The organism is Streptomyces cylindrosporus, from assembly GCF_022698165.1.
In the GTDB taxonomy this organism is placed as follows: domain Bacteria; phylum Actinomycetota; class Actinomycetes; order Streptomycetales; family Streptomycetaceae; genus Streptomyces; species Streptomyces cylindrosporus.
On sequence record NZ_JALDAY010000001.1, the window covers coordinates 399219 to 414757 of the forward strand.

The 15539-nt window shown below is 71.4% G+C and carries 13 protein-coding genes; 7 read left to right on the forward strand and 6 right to left on the reverse strand.

Features of this window, described 5'->3' with window-relative positions; translation table 11 throughout:
* Window positions 1–44: 44 nt before the first annotated feature.
* Window positions 45–971, forward strand: coding sequence for an oxidoreductase (locus MQP27_RS01695; protein ID WP_242759794.1), 927 nt, complete (start codon window positions 45–47; stop codon window positions 969–971).
* A gap of 7 nt (window positions 972–978) precedes the next feature.
* Here MQP27_RS01695 and MQP27_RS01700 read toward each other — a convergent pair whose 3' ends face one another.
* Entirely contained in the window at window positions 979–1752 is a 774-nt protein-coding gene (locus tag MQP27_RS01700; RefSeq protein WP_242759802.1) for an SDR family NAD(P)-dependent oxidoreductase, read from the reverse strand.
* Between the two features lie 71 nt (window positions 1753–1823).
* Complete coding sequence (locus tag MQP27_RS01705) at window positions 1824–2408, reverse strand: TetR/AcrR family transcriptional regulator (RefSeq protein ID WP_242759804.1); 585 nt, start codon at window positions 2406–2408, stop codon at window positions 1824–1826.
* 211 nt (window positions 2409–2619) lie between these two features.
* On the opposite strand from MQP27_RS01705, the gene MQP27_RS51330 reads away from it, so the two are divergent.
* Together MQP27_RS51330 and MQP27_RS01715 are read left to right on the forward strand one after the other, a co-directional pair.
* Window positions 2620–5187 (forward strand): type II secretion system protein GspG, encoded by a 2568-nt coding sequence (locus tag MQP27_RS51330; protein ID WP_242759806.1) that lies wholly within the window; start codon window positions 2620–2622, stop codon window positions 5185–5187.
* A gap of 11 nt (window positions 5188–5198) precedes the next feature.
* Window positions 5199–6353 carry a hypothetical protein gene (locus tag MQP27_RS01715; RefSeq protein WP_242759808.1) on the forward strand — a complete coding sequence of 385 codons (1155 nt, stop codon included), beginning with the start codon at window positions 5199–5201 and terminating at the stop codon, window positions 6351–6353.
* 11 nt (window positions 6354–6364) lie between these two features.
* Here the strand turns inward: MQP27_RS01715 and nirD are convergent, their stop codons facing one another.
* Genes nirD through MQP27_RS01730 form a run of 3 tightly spaced genes read right to left on the reverse strand, consistent with a single transcriptional unit; the run spans window position 6365 to window position 10553 of the window.
* Window positions 6365–6715 (reverse strand): nitrite reductase small subunit NirD, encoded by a 351-nt coding sequence (gene nirD / locus MQP27_RS01720; RefSeq protein ID WP_242759816.1) that lies wholly within the window; start codon window positions 6713–6715, stop codon window positions 6365–6367.
* Window positions 6712–9330: a nitrite reductase large subunit NirB gene (gene nirB / locus MQP27_RS01725; RefSeq protein WP_242759818.1), complete on the reverse strand. Its 2619-nt coding sequence runs from the start codon at window positions 9328–9330 to the stop codon at window positions 6712–6714. Before nirB ends, nirD begins: the two co-directional genes overlap by 4 nt.
* Entirely contained in the window at window positions 9330–10553 is a 1224-nt protein-coding gene (locus MQP27_RS01730; protein WP_242759820.1) for an NAD(P)/FAD-dependent oxidoreductase, read from the reverse strand. Before MQP27_RS01730 ends, nirB begins: the two co-directional genes overlap by 1 nt.
* 259 nt (window positions 10554–10812) lie before the next feature.
* Between MQP27_RS01730 and MQP27_RS01735 the strand changes: the two genes are divergently transcribed.
* The 4 genes from MQP27_RS01735 to MQP27_RS01750 all read left to right on the forward strand — a co-directional run bounded on the left by MQP27_RS01735 (window position 10813) and on the right by MQP27_RS01750 (window position 14925).
* On the forward strand, window positions 10813–11454 hold the full coding sequence (locus MQP27_RS01735; protein ID WP_242759832.1) for a hypothetical protein: 642 nt from the start codon (window positions 10813–10815) through the stop codon (window positions 11452–11454).
* 112 nt (window positions 11455–11566) lie between these two features.
* The gene (locus tag MQP27_RS01740) at window positions 11567–12904 is read left to right on the forward strand and encodes a sensor histidine kinase (protein ID WP_242759834.1); all 1338 of its coding nucleotides are present in this window, start codon (window positions 11567–11569) and stop codon (window positions 12902–12904) included.
* A gap of 48 nt (window positions 12905–12952) precedes the next feature.
* Window positions 12953–13621, forward strand: a complete 669-nt coding sequence (locus MQP27_RS01745; RefSeq protein ID WP_242759845.1) for a response regulator transcription factor — start codon at window positions 12953–12955, stop codon at window positions 13619–13621.
* 89 nt (window positions 13622–13710) lie between these two features.
* The gene (locus tag MQP27_RS01750; protein ID WP_242759854.1) at window positions 13711–14925 is read left to right on the forward strand and encodes a GNAT family N-acetyltransferase; all 1215 of its coding nucleotides are present in this window, start codon (window positions 13711–13713) and stop codon (window positions 14923–14925) included.
* A gap of 11 nt (window positions 14926–14936) precedes the next feature.
* Here MQP27_RS01750 and cpt read toward each other — a convergent pair whose 3' ends face one another.
* Entirely contained in the window at window positions 14937–15476 is a 540-nt protein-coding gene (gene cpt / locus MQP27_RS01755) for a chloramphenicol phosphotransferase CPT (RefSeq protein ID WP_242759856.1), read from the reverse strand.
* Between the last annotated feature and the right edge of the window lie 63 nt (window positions 15477–15539).

Consider the following 15539-nt stretch of genomic DNA (forward strand, 5'->3'; position numbering starts at 1 on the left):
CGCTTCTAGGCTGAGCGACAGCTGACGATGGAAGGACAGACGCCATGCCCGGCTGGAACGAGAAGGACATCCCCGACCAGGACGGCCGCGTCGCCGTCGTCACCGGCTCCAACAGCGGGCTCGGACACGTCGTCGCGCGGGAGCTGGCCCGCAAGGGGGCGCGGGTCGTGCTCGCCTGCCGGAGCGAGGTGCGAGGGAGGGCAGCCGCCGACCGGGTCGCGGGCGAAGTGCCGGGCGCGTCGGCCGAGTTCGCGCGGCTCGACCTCGGCGATCTCGGCTCCGTACGGGAGTTCGCGGACGGGTTCCCGTACGACCGGCTCGATCTGCTCGTCAACAACGCCGGGGTGATGGCGCTGCCGTACGGGACCACCGCGGACGGGTTCGAGACGCAGTTCGGCGTCAACCATCTGGGCCACTTCGCGCTGACCGGACGGCTGATGCCACTGCTGCTCGCCTCGCCCGGCGCGCGGGTCGTGACCGTCTCCAGCGAGATGCACGCGATGTCCAACATCGACATCGACGACCTCAACAGCGAGCGCCGGTACCGGCGTTGGACCGCGTACGCCCGCTCCAAGACGGCGAACCTGCTGTTCACGCACGAGCTGGCGCGCAGGCTCACGGCGCACGGGGCGGACGTGGTGGCCGCCGCCGCGCACCCCGGGTACGCGGCCACCGACCTCCAGGGCACCGCGCCCCGGATGGAGGGGCGCCGGCTGGCCGGGTGGGTGATGGAGCTCGGCAACCGCGTCTTCGCCCAGTCCGCGGAGGCGGGAGCGCTGCCCACCCTGTACGCCGCGACGGCCCCCGACGTACGCCCGGACTCGTTCACCGGCCCGTCCTTCATGATGTGGCGCGGCGCCCCGGCACCGTCCTGGCGGGCACCGTGGACTCTCAACGACACGGCGGGGGAACGCCTTTGGGTCGCCTCCGAGGAGCTGACCGGGGTGTCGTACGACCTTCTGAAGGCGTGAGTCCGGCTCAGGCGGTCGCGCCGCTGTCCACCACCAGGTCGGTGCCCACCACCGAGGACGCGTCGTCCGAGGCGAGGTAGAGGACGGCGGCGGCGATCTCGTCGGTGGTCGAGACGCGGCCGAGGGGGAGTGTGGCCCGGGCGCGTTCCGTCCGGTCCGCGTCGGTCTCGCCGGGGCGCAGTGACATGGGGGTCTCGACGGCGCCGGGGCTGACCGCGTTGATACGGACGCCGTCGCGGATGTGGTCGAGGGCGGCGCCCCTGGTGAGGACGGAGACGGCGGCCTTGGTGGCGGAGTAGGCCGCGGCGCCCGGCTGGCGGGTGTGGGCGCCGAAGGTCGAGGCGATGTTGACGATCGCGCCGCCGGACGGCTGCTGCCGCATCCGCCGGATCTGGGCCCTGAGGGCGAGGAAGACGCCGGTGACGTTGGTGTCGAGCTGGGCCCGCCAGTCGTCCTCCGGCAGGTCGGCCAGGGGCTGTCCGCCACGGAAGACGCCCGCGTTGTTGACGGCGACGTCGAGCGAGCCGAAGCGGTCGACCACGGCGTCGACGAGGGCGCCCACCTCCGTCGCGTCCGTGACGTCGGCGGTGACCGCGAGCGCCTTGCCGCCCTGCTCCTCGATCAGGCGGACGGTCTCGTCGAGCGGTTCCCGGCGCCGCCCGGCGACGGCGACCTGGGCGCCCTCCGCCGCCAGTGCCAGGGCGATCGCCCGGCCGATCCCCGAACCCGCGCCGGTGACGAGAGCGGTCCTGCCGGTGAAGCGCGTCCTGGTCGTCGTCATGATCTCCCCTGTTGTTCTTGACCGATCGGTTCAGTATGGCGGCAAATGAAAAGCACCACCGGCTGCGTGGCTCACTCAAGCAGCGCCAGCGCCTGCTCCGCCGCGTCCCGCACTCGCGTCGGATCCGCCGACGCCTTGCCGACCACCCGCAGGCCCTGCAGCAGCACCAGCAGCATGCGGGCAAGGGTCAGCGGATCGCGGTCGGCGGGCAGTTCGCCCTGGGCCTGGGCACGGATCAGGGCGGAGTGCAGGGCGGTTTCGAGCTGGTCCCAGTTGCGCTCGACATGCCGCGTGGCGGCCGGGTCGTGCGGGCCGAGCTCGGCCGCCGTGTTGGTCACCAGGCAGCCGTGCAGGCGCAGTCGCTCGTCGGTGGCCTCGGCGGCGTAGCGGCGTACGACCGCCCGCACGGCCGGCAGCGCGGGTCCCGGCTGGGACAGCTCCCGCACCATCGGCGGCAGCCCCGCCCGGTCGTAGCGCTCCAGGGCCTTCAGATACAGCTCGTGCTTGTTGCCGAAGGTCGCGTAGATGCTGGCCCGCCCGATGCCGAGGTGCTCCACCAGGTCGGACATCGACGTCGCCTCGTAGCCGCGCCGCCAGAACAGCTCCAGGGCTGCCTGCAGCGCGGCGTCGGGATCGAACTCCTTGGTCCTGGCCACGTACGGCAGCCTAGATTCATCTAGAACGATCAGTCAAGAAATTCTCGCTGCACTCCGACTCGCTGCACTCCGAGGGGTCTCCCCGGGGCCTTCGTGGCCGAATGCTTGTCGCTCGAACGAGCGATACACGGCGGCGCTCACAACCGCCACCCTGGTCACATCTGTTCGGTCGGACCAGCCGGGCAGACAACGGGGAACGGGGGAGCATCACGTGACGGTTCTCGAGAACTCGACACGCAGTCTCAACAAGGCGACGCATTCGTCGGTGGATCTGCCGGAGGAGAGCCAGAGCCTGCTCAGCCGGGCGCACGAGAAGGCGGCGCTGCTGCACGCGTTGCGGCTGCGGTCCGGCGAGGTGGACGCCGTACTGGAGACGCAGCGGGACGTGGTGGCGCCGGGGGAGGCCTGGGAGGCGGCCCGGCGGTTCGAGCCGCTGCCGGCCGGGCTGCTCGCGCCGGGTGCCGCCGAGGTGGCGGACCTGGACCTCGACCAGCTGGCGGCCGTGGGGCGGGCCGTACTGGCGCACCGGACACAGGAGTTGGAGCGGCCCACGGCGGCGGAGGTCGCGGAGGATCCGCGGGCGCACGCCGTGCGGCAGACCCTGGTGGCGTCCGCGGCGGCGGCCCTGGGGGCCTTCGAGGGCGCCGTGAAGGTGGCGCCCATCGGCATGCTGCACCTGGAGCGGATCGAGATGGCCCCGGCCGGGATCGAACGCGGTGAGCTGCTGGCGACGATCCCCCTCGCGCCCGGTGAGCAGACCAGCGTGGTGCACAAGGAGTGGTCCGTCACCGACGACGAGTTCTCGACCATCGTCACCGACTCGCTGGAGAACTACAGCGAGAAGGGCGTGACGGAGAAGTCCGAACTGGCCGAGGCGACCTCCTCCCAGTCGAAGCGGAACCAGCAACTGGGCCTGGACGCCTCGCTGTCGGGCTCGTACGGCATGGTCACCTTCGCGACCAGCACGAAGTTCTCCACCTCGCTGGAGACGGAACAGTCGGTCAAGGACAGCCGCACCCATGCCTCCGAGGTGACCGCCAAGGCCTCGGCCCGGGTGCGCAAGGAGCGCAAGGTCACCATCCAGAGCACCACCGAGACCGGCCAGCAGGAGACCACGACCCGCACCCTCGTCAACAACACCCAGCAGGCCATGCGCATCGACTACTACTCGATGATGCGCAAGTGGCGGGTGAGGCTGCTCCAGTACGGGCTGCGGCTGACGTACGACCTGGCGATCCCGGAGCCCGGGGCCACGCTGCGGGCGGTCTTCGCGCAACTGCAGGATCTGGACACGCAGATCGCCCAGCAGTTCGTCTTCGACCTGAAGGCCCGGGACATCACCCGCGAGAACTTCCAGGACAAGGCCGAGTTCTACGCCGCCTCGGTACCGCCGCCACCGCTCGTGGAGGAGAAGAAGACCATCGGCGGGCCGGTGTCGGGGCTGCCGACCGATGACGACGACGAAGGTTGGCGGCTGTATCAGGTCGAGGTCGACGTCCCCGACGGGTACCGCATCGACAAGGTCTACGTCGACGGGCTGCTGGGGGTGACCAAGGGGCACGGGCGGACGTTCGTCGTCATCGGGCTCGAACCCCCGGTGTGGCCGGGCGCCAACAGCCCCGCCGAGTACCACCACGTGGAACTGCCGGAGTTCCTGGCCGGCCGCACCGGGCGCCAGGTTATCTCGTACATGCTGCAGGACGTCGATGTCGCCGACGTGCAGTTCGACATCCGGATGGTCCCCACCGACGAGACGATGGCCGCCTGGCGCTTCGCGGTCTGGCAGGCGCTCAGGGACGCCGCCCGGGACCGCTTCTCCGAGCGGATCCAGGCGCTGGTGGTGCAACGGGAGGAGATCCGCGCGCAGTTGGGGGACGTGGACACCCTGACGCTGCGTCAGGAGGAGCGGGAGGAGGTCATGAAGGGGCTGCTGCGCTGGCTGCTGGGCCCCAAGTTCGACTTCATGCCGGAGGACGTGCGCCTCCTCTTCGGCACCGCGACCGGGGGCGTCGCCTTCACGGGCAGCGAACCGGGCCTCGACGCCACCGGCTGGGCCACGATGTTCCGCTACCAGGAGATGGTCAAGTTCCTCCAGGAGGCCATCGAGTGGGAGAACCTGCTGTACTTCCACTACCCGTACTTCTGGGACCACCCGCAGGCCTGGGAGTTCGTCCGCACGATCCGCCATCCCGACCCCATCCGCCAGCAGTTCCTGCGGGCGGGCAGCGCGCGGGTCGTGGTGACGATCAGGCCCGGCTACGAGGACGCCTTCGCCGCATTCATCGACCGCGGCAACTTCGGCGACGTACTCCCGCCCGGACACCCCTATCTGACGATCGGTCAGGAGATCCGCGCGTACGACCAGGTCAACTATCCCGGCATCCCGCCCGCGAACCCCGAGACCGGTTACCGCCCGCTCCTCTCGCCCGCGCAGCGGCGCGCCTGGACGGACATCCAGAAGATCATCGGCCTGCTCGACAAGTACCACGACACGCACGGCGCCTACCCCACCACCGCGCAGGGGCTGGCCGTGCTGGCGCCACTGGGCCAGGTACCCCTGGTCGACCCGTGGAACAAGCCGTACGTCTACCGCTCGCCCGGACTGCGCTACGACTACGAGGTGTCCTCCCTCGGCGCCAACGGCCAGCCCGGCGGGGACGGCGACGACGCGGACATCACCAGCTGGGCGCCCGCGTCCCTGGTCGCGGAGTGGTACGAGTACACGGCGTCGCACGGTACGGACATCCAGGTCAACACCAGCTTGCCGGTGATGGGTTAGGGGGCGGGCCGGTGCTGGTCGGCTTCAACTATCCGTGGCCGGGGAATCAGTACATCACCATCGGGCCGAGCGGCAAGGACGGTCAGCTGTGGCGCCGACGCATGACCGCCGACGGCAAGCAGCTGCAGATCGCCAAGAACCTCGCCGACCTGAAGGCCGCGGGGATCAGCGTCGTACGGATGTGGCTGATCGGGGACGGGAACTATTACGACGGGACGGCGACGCAGGTCTTCGGGCCGCCCGTCGGCAAGTATCCCGGGCGGCTGCACTGGGAGTTCAAGCCGCCCGACCAGGTGCATCCGGCACACCTGGACGACTTCGACGCCATGCTGCGGATCTTCGCCGAGGCGGAGATGAAGATCATTCCGGTGCTCATCGACTTCAAGTTCCTCGACCAGGTGCGCTCCGACAGCGCGTTTCTGAAGAGCGCTCCGGTTTTCGGGACCGACGTGCCGACGAACAGCAACTACTCGCAGGGCCGCGCGGCGATCGCGACGAATCCCGTGTACCGCAAGACCTTCATCGAGGGCACGCTGAAACCGCTGCTCGGCGTTGCCAAGCGGCACAAGGACACGATCTACGCCTTCGACGTCTTCAACGAGCCGTACTGGTGCGTCGCCCCGGTCACGGGCGCCCTGTTCGGCCCCGCGCTGGAGACGTCCGCGGTCGCGAGCTTTCTGCACGACTGCGTGGTCGCCGTCAACTCGGCCGAGCTTCCCTCGACCGTGGGGCATCGGCTGCTGTCGGACGTATCGGAGCGTTTCAAGGACGACGACGTCACCAAGCCGCAGTACCACTACTACGCGAAGTGGTATCTCCGGGAGCGGCTGCAACCCGCGTCCCCATCACCCCCCAAGGCCTTTCTGGGCGAGTTCGCCGCGCTCACGGAGGGCGAGTTCGCGGCCTACAAGAAGTCCGGCAGATACAGCAAGAGCGAACTGGACGCCCTGGAGATCACTCTCCCCAAATGGCCCGCCCTCGGCACCCAGAACGACGACCCCGCGCAGATCCTGCGAGCGCGCCTGGAGATCATGGCAGGCCTCGGCTGCGAGTTGGCCATGGTCTGGCCGGACGGCTCCCGCCAGATGGGGACCACCGGGGGCGACGACTCCGTGATCGACCTTGCCAAGGTGAAGCTCGAATCGATCACGGGCGTCAAGTTCTAGAAGGGGACGGACTACCGCGCCCGCACCCCATACGTAGCCACCCGCACCGACTCGTCGTCCAGGCACTCCCCGGTCCGCAGGTCGAACCGCTGCTTCAGCAGCGGCGAGGCCACGAACGGGCGGCCCCGGTGGGTGCCGGTCAGGCCGCGGGAGAGGACTGCCGCGCCGCCGAAGGGGTCGCGGTTGTCGATGGCGTACAGCTCGCCGGCGCGGTCGCGGAAGAGGGCGACCTGGCGGCCGTCCGGGAGCAGGGCCGCGACACCGCGGCCCGGGAGCAGGGCGCTCAGGTCGCAGACCGTGAACCAGCCGTCCGCCAGCTGGAGTTGGACCTTCAGATCCGTCGTCTCGGGTGCCAGGGTCATCGCTGGGCGCTTCCTTCCAGGAGGTCTTCAGCGGGGCGCATGCCGATGGACAGCAGCGGCAGGTCGGGCTTCACCTGGTCGCGCTCGGGCACGAAGCCGACGACCGGGTCGGGGGTGTCCGGGGCGTTCACGAAGGACACGAACCGGGCGAGCTTGTCGGGGTTGTTGATGGTGGTCGCCCACTCGTCGGCATAGTTCGCGACGTGTGCCGCCATCAGGGACTCCAGTTCCTCGCAGATGCCCAAGGAGTCCTCCACCACCACGTCCCGGATGTGGTCCAGGCCGCCGGGGATGCGCTCCAGCCAGGTGGACGTCCGCTCCAGGCGGTCCGCCGTGCGGATGTAGAACATCAGGAAACGGTCGATCAGGCGGATCAGTTCGGCGTCGGACAGGTCCTGGGCCAGCAGGTCCGCGTGGCGTGGGGTCGCGCCGCCGTTGCCGCCGACGTACAGGTTCCAGCCGTTGGTCGTCGCGATGACGCCGAAGTCCTTCGACTGGGCCTCCGCGCACTCGCGGGCGCAGCCCGACACCGCCGACTTGAGCTTGTGCGGCGAGCGCAGGCCGCGGTAGCGCAGCTCCAGGTCGATCGCCATGCGGACCGAGTCCTGGACGCCGTAACGGCACCAGGTCGAGCCCACGCAGGACTTCACCGTGCGCAGCGCCTTGCCGTACGCGTGCCCGGACTCGAAGCCGGCGTCCACCAACCGCATCCAGATCAGCGGGAGTTGTTCGACGCGCGCGCCGAACATGTCGATCCGCTGGCCGCCCGTGATCTTCGTGTAGAGGCCGAAGTCGCGGGCGATCTCGCCGATCGTGATCAGGCCCTCGGGGGTGATCTCACCGCCGGGGATGCGCGGGACGACCGAGTACGAACCGTTCTTCTGCAGGTTGGCGAGGAAGTGGTCGTTGCTGTCCTGGAGGGCCGCCTGCTCGCCGTCCAGGACGTAGCCGCTCGCGCCGATGGTCGGGGCGAGAGAGGCGATGATCGAGGCGACCGCCGGCTTGCAGACCTCGCAGCCGTCACCGCCCCGGGCGCCGTCGCGGCCGTAACGGTCCAGCAGGTCCTGGTAGGTGTTGATGCGCAGGGCGAGGACGATCTCGTACAGCTCCTCGCGGGTCTGCGCGAAGCAGCCGCACAGGCCCTTGTCGACCTCGACGCCGGACGCCTCCAGCTCGGCGGTGACCAGCTGGCCGAGCACCTTGACGCAACTGCCGCACGTCGTACCGGCCTTGGTGCACTTCTTGACCTCGGGCACGGTGGTGCAGTTGTGCTCGGTGACCGCGCCGCGGATCGTGCCCTTGCGGACGTTGTTGCACGAGCAGATGATCGCGTCGTCCGGCAGCGCGGTCGGGCCCAGCTGCACCGACTCCCCGGCGCCCGCCGGCAGCACGAGGGACTCGGGGGAGACCGGCGGGACGGAACCGGTGAACGCCTTCAGCGTGCCGTACGCCTCCGCGTCGCCGACCAGGATGCCGCCGAGCAGCGTGCCGTCGCGGCCGATGACCAGCTTCTTGTACAGGCCCGCACGGGAGTCGGAGTAGACGACGTCCAGGCAGTCCTCGGTCGCGCCGTGCGCGTCACCGAAGGAGGCGACGTCGACGCCGAGCAGCTTCAGCTTGGTGGACAAGTCCGCGCCGGTGAAGGCGGATTCGTCCTGGGCGATGGTCGCGGCGGCCGTCTCGGCCTGCTCATAGCCCGGCGCCACCAGGCCGTACACCCGGCCGTCCGCCGCCAGCGCGCACTCGCCGATCGCGAAGACGTGCGGGTCGGCGACCGTACGGCACTGCTCGTCGACCGTGATGCCGCCGCGCTCGCCGACGGTCAGACCGCAGTCGCGGGCCAGCTGGTCCCTCGGCCGTACACCGGCGCTGAACACCACCAGGTCGGTGGCGAGTTCGGAACCGTCGGACAGCTTCATGCCGGTGACGGCACCGGCCTCGTCGACGACGATCTCCTGTGTGCCGACGCCCGTGTGAACGGTCAGGCCCATCTCCTCGATGGTGCGCAGGAGCGCGGCGCCGCCGCCCTCGTCGACCTGCACGGGCATCAGGCGCGGCGCGAACTCCACGATGTGCGAGGTGAGTCCGAGGCCCTTCAGCGCACCGGCCGCCTCAAGTCCCAGCAGACCGCCGCCGACCACCGCACCGGTCGTCGCCTTCGTCTTCGCGTACTCCTCGATGGCGAGCAGGTCCTCGATGGTCCGGTAGACGAAGCAGCCCTCGGCGTCCTTGTTCGGGACCGGCGGCACGAAGGGGTACGAGCCGGTCGCGAGGACGAGGGTGTCGTACGCGAAGACCTTGCCGGACTTGGCGGTTACCGTCCGCGCCGCGCGGTCGACCGTCTCGGCCGGGTCGCCGACGTACAGCTCGATGCCGTGGTCGTTGATGAACTCCATGTCGGTCATGGAGAGTTCCTCGGGCGTCCTGCCCGAGAAGTACGAGGTGAGCGCCACGCGGTCGTACGCGGGGCGCGGCTCCTCGCACAGCACGACCACGCGGTGCGTCGCGGTCAGGCCGCGCGCGGCGAGTGCCTCCAGGAAGCGCTGGCCGACCATGCCGTGGCCGACGAGCACGATCGTGGGGGTGGCCTCCGTGGCCTCCGGGGTGGCGGTCATCAGGAGCCTCCATCGTTGGTGAGCAGGTGGAGCAGGGGGCCGTCGTCGGGGAGCGGCTCTGCTCCCTCCCAGGCGCGGGCGAGCGCGCCGACGGTGCCGAGTTCGCCGACGAGGACCCCGCCGACCAGGCGGTCGTCGCGGACGACGACCTTGCGGTAGGTGCCGCGGGTGGCGTCCGCGAGCTGTACGACGTCGTCGCCGGGGCGCGGCTCGGTCTCGCCGAACGCGGCGAGGTCGAAACTTCCCAGGGGGGCGTCGTGCCCGGCGAGCGTCAGCCGGGTCAGCGAACGGGTGCCGGTGTAGCGGGCGTTGGCGTTCCCGGCGATCAACTCGGCGAGCGTCTCGGCCTGTTCGAGCGCCGGAGTGGCGAGGCCGTACACCTGGCCGTCGTGCTGCGCGCAGTCGCCGATCGCCCTGATGTGCGGGTCGGAGGTGCGCAGTCGGTCGTCGACGACGATCCCCTTGCGCACGTCGAGCCCCGCGACCTGCGCGAGCCCCACCCTCGGGTGGACCCCGCAGGCCAGGACCACGAGGTCGGCGTCGAGGGCGTACCCGTCGTGCATCTCGACCGAGCGGACCGCCCCGCCGACACAGCGCACGTCGCGCACCCGGCACTCGGTGTGGACCTCGACACCGAGGTCCTTCAGGTGCCGCTCGACCAGCTTCGACGCGTTCGGGTCGAGCTGGCGCTCCATGAGCCGCTCGCCCTGCTGGGCGAGGACGACCTGGGCGCCGCGCCGGGCCAGCGCGCGGGCCGCGGAGACCCCGAGGAGCCCGCCGCCGATGACGACCGCCTTCACACCGGGCCGTACGGCCTTCGACAGGCCCAGGCAGTCGTCCATGGTCCGGAACGCGTGCACACCCTCGGGCAGTACGTGGTTCGGCGTGAACAGGCCGCGCAGCGGCGGGAGTACGGGGTTCGAGCCGGTCGCCAGGACCAGTGTGTCGTATGCGATCTTCGAGCCGTCCGCGAGGTGTACGGCTCGCACCTCGCGGTCGATGCCCGTGACCCGGCCGCGGGTGAGCTCCGCGGGCGCGGGCAGCGCGATGACGTCGGGGCTGTAGCGCCCGGCCAGCACCTCGGCGAGGAGCACCCTGTTGTACGGGCGGTGCTCCTCCTCGCCGACGAGCGTCACGGGCGTGCCGAGCTCACCGAGCCGCCGGGCGAGACGGACGCCCGCGAGGCCGGCGCCGATCACCACCACACGCGTATTCGAGGTCATGTCTAGGAGCGTGCGGTGCCGGTGTTACCCGGCAGCATCACCTCTGTTTCCCGCGAGGAACGCTGCCCTCTTCGGAAGCGCGCCGAAGGTGTGAGGGTTCGGCGGGCCCGCGGGGGACGTGGTGTGAGGTCCGCCCGGCCGGGCGGGGGTGGGGTTGACCGAACCCCCGGGTTCCGTGCAGGCACCATCGTCTACGACCTCGGGTGCCGGGAGGCTTGTTCCATCGGGTTTCACCAGCTCAGAGCAAGGGGGAAGCACCATGGACGCAGTCCGCGAGGTCCCGGTCCGGGACACGGCGGCGGTATGGGTCTGGCGGGTCGTACGAGAGCCGTTCACCGCGGGTACGTGGCGCCGTTTCGCATACGCGGTGATCGCCTTTCCAGTGAGTGTGGTGTGCGTCCCACTGGCGCTCGTGGGGGCACCGACGGGGCGGTGGCAGAGGGGGCTGATACGGCGGTGGCTGGGTGCGGGGGAGGGCGTGCGGGCGGGCGTGGCGGCGCGGGGGCAGGGACCGGGGCCGTCGGCTGCGGGGGTGCGGGATTCGGAGGCGTCCGCCGCGGAGGCCGCCGTACCGGCCGACGGCCCGCGCGCCGGGCTGGTCCACGCGCTCCTCTCCCTGCCCGTGAACCTCCTGACCCTCGCCGTCACCCTCTACGGCTGGGCCATCGTCCCCATGAACCTCGGCTGGCCCCTGCGCGCCGGCTCCGACTACTCCCACGCCTGGGGCGGCCCCACCTTCGCCGGGGCCTGGGCCTTCCACGCGATCCTCGGCGGGCTCGGCTTCCTGCTGCTCATGCCGTGGGTGGGGCGCGGCCTGGCGGCGGTGCAGCTGCGGGTGGCGCGCCGGTTCCTGGGGAGGGGCGGTCAGGCGCAGGGGCGCGGCGGGCGGGTCCAGGGGTGAGCCGGCGTGAACCTGCTGCTCTTGCCGTGGCTCGTGCGTGCCTTCGCCGAGGCACAGCTGCGGATGGCGTGGGCGTTCCTCGGGCGCGGCGGGCGGTCCTAGGTTGATCTCCGTGAACCGTCTCCGCTCCCTCGCCGTCGCCACCTTCGGTCGGCGCGCCCTGGCCGCGCTGCTGTACGGGGTGCTCGCCCTGCCGCTCGCGCTCGTCGGCTGCTTCCTCACGCTGGCCGGGCTGGTGGCGGGCGGGCTGCTGTCGGTGACCGCGCTGGGGCCGTGGCTGCTGGCCGGGACGGTGCGCGGGGCGCTGGCGCTGGGGGCGGTGCAGCGGGGGCTGGCCCGGCGGCTGCTCGGGGTGCGGATCGAGGAGCCGGTGCCGCCGCGCGGGAGCGGGGTGAGCGGGAGCGCGGCGCGAGGAAGTGGAGTGCGGGGGAGCGGGGTGAGTGGGAGCCGGGTGCTGGGGTGGCGGCGGGCTGTGCTGGGGGAGCGGGTCGGGTGGCGGGCGGTGGCGTCGGCCGTGTTGGCTCCGTTCACAGCGATTTTCCTGTACGCCGCCGTCGTCATCGGATACGTCTACGGCGTCCTGCTCACACTCCACCCCGTGCTGAAGCGCCTGAACTACAACACGGTTCACCACCCCGACGGCACCGTGACGCACGTGTCGCTGGAGTTCTTCGGCTACCAGGTCGACAGCTGGCCGCGTTGGTTGATCCCGTTCACACTCGGACTCCTGCTGCTCACCGTCGCCCCGCGCCTGCTCCGACTCGCGCTCACACCCCACCGCGCCCTGCTGACCGCGCTGCTCGGCCCGAGCCCAGCCGACCGCCGCATCCGCACCCTGGAGGAGACCCGCGCCCAGGCCGTCGACGACGCCGCCGCGACCCTGCGCCGCATCGAACGCGACCTCCACGACGGCACCCAGGCCCGACTGGTCGGCCTGGCCATGCACCTCACCATGATCCGCGAACTCGTCAACACCGGCGCCACCCCCGACCGCCTCCTCGCCGTCGTCGACACCGCCCAGCACAACGCCACCCAGGCCATCACCGACCTCCGCCACCTGGTCAAGGGCATCCACCCACCCGTACTCGACGAAGGCCTCCCGGCGGCCCTCGCCACACTCGCGGCCGACAGCGCCCTCCCGGTCGAACTCACCACGGACATCGCCGCCCGCCCCAGCCCCGCGGTCGAGTCGATCGCGTACTTCTGCGCGGCGGAACTGCTGGCCAACGCGGCGAAGCACAGCGGCGCGGACGCGGTGGCCGTCGAGGTCACCGCCGGCGACGGCTGCCTGCGGCTGCGCGTGAGCGACGACGGCCGGGGCGGCGCGGTGATCGGCGCCGGGTCCGGGCTGACGGGCCTGCTGGCCCGGGTCCGCACGGTGGACGGGACGCTCACCTGCGAGAGCCCGCCGGGAGGGCCTACGGTGGTGACTGTCGAAGTCCCCATGTGACCAGTCCTCACTTGACCAGTCCTCACCTGACCAGTGACCGGGAGCCGTATGCGCGTCGTCATCGCCGAGGACTCCCCCCTCCTGCGCGACGGACTGGCCCAACTCCTCCAGCTGCGCGACGTCGAGGTGGCGGCCGCGGTGGGCGACGCGGAGACCCTGATCGCGTCCGTCGCCGAGCACGCCCCCGACGTCGCGGTCGTCGACATCCGCCTGCCGCCCACGCAGACCGACGAGGGCGTACGAGCCGCCCTGCGCCTGCGCGCCGAGCACCCCGGCACCGGGATCCTGCTCTTCTCCCAGTACGTCGAGACCGTCCACGCGGCCCGACTCCTCGCCGACCCGGCCGGGTTCGGGTATCTCCTCAAGGAACGGGTCGCGGACATCGGCGAGTTCGTCGGCGCGCTGGAACGCGTCGCGGCCGGCGGCACCGCTCTGGACCCCGAGGTGGTCGCCCAGCTCTTCGGCGCGAGCCGCCGCACCAACGCCCTCGACACCCTCACACCGCGCGAACGCGAGGTCCTGTCCCTGATGGCGGAGGGCCGCACCAACCACGCGATCGCCACGGCGTTCACGGTCTCCGAACGCGCCGTCGAAAAACACGTGGCCAACATCTTCACTAAGCTCGACCTGCCCCCGTCGGACACGGGGAACCGGCGGGTGCTGGCGGTGCTGCGGTACCTGGAGAACGGCGGCCTCGGGTCGGTTTCCGGGCCTTAATTCGCTTGACCCGGACTCGGCGTGACGTTGCACTGTGCCGAGGCGCCGCAGGTCGTGGTGCCGGTGTCGACGGGGAGGCAACCGCAGCGATGGAGATCCGGCCTACGACCGACCAGGATCACGACGTCTTCGTCGACACGATGCACGCCGCCTTCGGGCGTTTCCCGGAGACCCCGGCCGAGGGCGGCGGCGGGGTCTGGTGGGCGGCCCTGGAAATGGACCGCGCGCTGCTCGCCGTGACGGCGGACGGGCGGCCCGTCGGCACCGCGGCCGCGTACTCCTTCGAACTCACCCTGCCCGGCGAGATCCTCGCCCCGGCCCCCGGAGTCACCGCCGTCGGCGTCGTCCCCTCGCACCGACGCCAGGGCGTGCTCACCGCGCTGATGCGGCATCAGCTGAGCGAGCTGCGGGAACGCGGCGAGTTCCTCTCCGTGCTGCTGGCCTCGGAGGCGGTGATCTACCGCCGGTTCGGCTACGGCCCGGCGACCTACACGTCCCGGCTGACGGTGCCCCGCCACCGGGCCGCGCTCGCCGCGCCGCGGGCTGCCGCTGTCCCGGACAGCGGTTCCGTCGAGGTGCTGCGGCGCTCCGACTGCGCCGACATCCTGGAAGAGGTCTACGACCGCTACCGCCGCGCCCAGCCCGGCGCGCTGTCCCGGCCTCACCGCTGGTGGGAGCGGGGCGCGGGCCAGCCCCCGATCGCCCCGGCCCAGCGTTACGTCGCCCTCCACCGCGACTCCGCCGGCGTCCCGGACGGATACGCCAGCTACTCGCTCGACGCGTCCAACACCCTGACGGTCGACGAGACCATCGCCACCGACGACTCGGCCTCGACCGCCCTGGCCCGGTTCGTCCTCGGGCACGACCTCGTCAGCCAGGTCGTGTTCAAGCACTGCCCGCCCGACCACCCGCTGCGCTGGCAGCTCACGGACTTCCGCGCCGGCCAGGTCACCGATGCCACCGACTGGCTCTGGGTACGGCTCCTGGACGTCCCGCGCGCACTGACCGCCCGCGGCTGGTTCACCGACGGCGAGCTCGTCCTCGACGTCACCGACCCGTTCCTCGGCGAACAGGGCCGTCACCTGCTCACCGTCCGCGACAACAAGGCCGAGTGCGTCCCCACGGACCGCGCTCCCGACCTCTCCCTCGACGTCGGCGACCTCGGCTCGATCTACCTCGGCGGCACCACCCCGAGCACCCTCGTCCGCGCGGGCCACATCCGCGCCCACCACCCGGACGCGCCCGCCCTCGCCGACGCCCTCTTCCGCACCGCCCGCGCCCCGCACTGCCTGCACTGGTTCTAGCAGCACTGGTTCTAGATCAGCGAGGTGTTCCCGACAGCAGCCGCCGCGATCGTCCGCGCGCAGTCGAGGGCCTCCGTGTGGGTGGTGTCGACCTCCACGTCGTAGCGCACACCCTGGTGGACCCGGTGCGCCTGCTTCTCCGCCATGCCGCGCGGGCGGTCGCCGCGGACGATCTCGCGGCCCGCCGCCACCGTGGCGTCGCAGTGGACGCCGACCCACAGGACGTCCAGGGCGGACAGCGGTTCCCGCCAGCGGTCCTGGGAGCTCGCGCCGCCGAGGAAGACGTCGTCGACGATGATGCGGGCGCCCGCGCGTGCCGTCGCCGCGACTCCCCGGCGCCAGGCCGCCTCCAGCCGCCCGAACTCCGCGCCCACGTGCACCCCGCCGTCCGGTGAGACCAGCTCGGCCCGCATGTCCGCGGGCAGCGCGTCGACCAGCCCGTCGATGCCGAAGGCCAGCCACGGGTCCGGCAGGACCGCCTGCAGACACCGCACGATCCCCGACTTGCCGGAGCTGGAGCCACCGTTGAGCACGATCACCTGAGTCGCCACGCGGGTCACGGTAGGGGAACCGGCGGAAGCGCCCCACTCGTTTTCACGCGAGCCCCGCTCCTC